At 34.4% G+C, this 2169-nt stretch carries 2 protein-coding genes; both read left to right on the top strand.

The window, feature by feature from the left end; translation table 11 throughout:
• The first annotated feature begins 141 nt into the window (after positions 1-141).
• Positions 142-639 (top strand): kinase, encoded by a 498-nt coding sequence (locus ABS911_RS14985; protein ID WP_350468216.1) that lies wholly within the window; start codon positions 142-144, stop codon positions 637-639.
• Between the two features lie 106 nt (positions 640-745).
• Positions 746-1771 carry a branched-chain amino acid aminotransferase gene (locus ABS911_RS14980; RefSeq protein WP_350468215.1) on the top strand — a complete coding sequence of 342 codons (1026 nt, stop codon included), beginning with the start codon at positions 746-748 and terminating at the stop codon, positions 1769-1771.
• Positions 1772-2169 lie beyond the last annotated feature (398 nt).

The raw sequence follows: 2169 nt of genomic DNA, 5'->3' as shown, positions 1-2169 counted from the left end.
TACAAGCAACCCCTATTCCTCCAAAAATTTTGTATAATCGAGTTTAAAAATCTACCAATACTAAAAATTATAGACCCGAAATTTCTTATTAATAGAGTATAATAAGGTTAATACATTATCTATTCTCTAGGAGTTGTAAAGATGGACTCAAAACTAATTATTTTGCGTGGAAATTCTGGAAGCGGTAAGACGACAACAGCTTTAAAGCTACAAGAATTATTGGGAGAAGCTACGTTAGTCGTTTCTCAAGACGTCGTTAGGCGAGATATGCTTAAGGTCAATGATCGAGAAGACAATTTATCTATCGGTTTAATCAAGCGAATTGCTGAGTATGGATTAGGGAAATGTCCTGTTGTCATTGTAGAGGGTATCATGGCAAACGTGAGGTATAAAAATATGTTGCTAAATTTAATAACTACTTTTAAACCGAATGTTTATATTTACTACTTTGACATACCCTTTGATGAGACTCTTGACAGACATAAAAAAAGAACAAAGGTAAATGAATTTGGCGAGAAAGAAATGCGTAGTTGGTGGAATGAAAAAGATTATCTAGGAACTCCAAATGAAAGAAGGATTTCAAAAGAGTTGACGCAAGAAGAAGTAGTGCAATTTATAGTGAATGATTTAGGAAAGTGAAAAATAAATGTACATATCATAAATTTTTTTACAATAGTAAGAAAACTCTCATAATTTTATCATTGGTATGTTACACTAAAGAGCATTAGTGATAAGGAGTGATAGAATGACAAAAACTGTAGATATTGACTGGAATAATTTAGGTTTTAGTTACATAAAAACCGATTATAGATATATTTCATTCTGGAAAGATGGAGAATGGGATAATGGAACGTTATCAGAAGACAATAAAGTTCATATCAGTGAAGGGTCGACGGCCTTACACTATGGGCAAACTGTTTTTGAAGGTATGAAAGCCTACCGAACAAAAGACGGTTCAATCAATTTGTTCCGACCTGATCAAAATGCTGAACGTATGCAACGCAGCTGTAGAAGATTAATGATGCCAGCTATACCAACAGATGTATTTATTGAAGCTGTTAAAAAAGTAGTAAAAGCAAATGAACAGTATATTCCACCATATGGTACAGGAGGTTCTTTGTATCTTCGTCCATACATGATTGGTGTAGGAGATAACATTGGAGTGAAGCCTGCAGAAGAATATTTATTTTCTGTTTTTTGCATGCCGGTTGGAGCTTACTTTAAAGGTGGTCTAAAACCAACTAACTTTATGGTCTCTGGTTATGATAGAGCTGCTGGAAATGGAACTGGAGCGGCGAAAGTTGGCGGTAATTATGGAGGTAGTCTGCTTCCGGGTGTAGAAGCACATAAACGCAACTTTAGTGATGCGATTTATTTAGATCCGACAACGCATACTAAGATAGAAGAAGTGGGTTCAGCAAATTTCTTTGGAATCACAAAAGACAATAAATTTGTGACACCTGTATCTCCTTCTATTTTGCCAAGCATCACGAAGTACTCGTTGCTTTATCTAGCAAAAGAACGTTTAGGACTTGAAGTTGTCGAAGGAGATGTATTCATTGATCAGCTAGATGATTTTAAAGAAGCAGGAGCCTGTGGAACAGCCGCTGTTATTTCGCCAATTGGCGGGATACAAAACAAAGATGATTTCCATGTCTTTTACAGTGAAACAGAAACGGGACCAGTAACAAAAAAATTGTATGAAGAACTTACTGGAATTCAATATGGAGATGTAGAAGCACCAATTGGCTGGATTCAAAAAGTAGAATAAAGTAAAACTATTAGAATACTAATAGAAGAAATAAATTATTCGAACAAATAAATAGACAAACAAAACAAAATAAGCTAAGATGGGAAACGTTGATGTATTCCTAACTTAGTTTATTTTTTTCATGGAACAAGATAAATGAGAAAATTTGTAAAAATAGATAACTATTTTTTTAGATAGAATAAATTAATTTAGCAAACATCAAAAAAAGCTTGATTAAAAAAGTGTTTTTTTGTATAATTAAAAAGGTGCTGATTTCATAAGTGGAATCGTGCTAGGGGTATTCGAAAGAAACCCAATGGCTATGAAACGAGAGGTTACGACACACCCGGCCGCTTTGTCACGGCGCGTGTGACGGAAATTTTCGTGGAGCAATGTCTAATTTATAAAAAATAGGCGAA

Source organism: Carnobacterium sp. (genome assembly GCF_040274425.1).
Note: the sequence above shows the minus strand (reverse complement) of the source record. Positions and strands in the feature narration are given on the sequence as shown.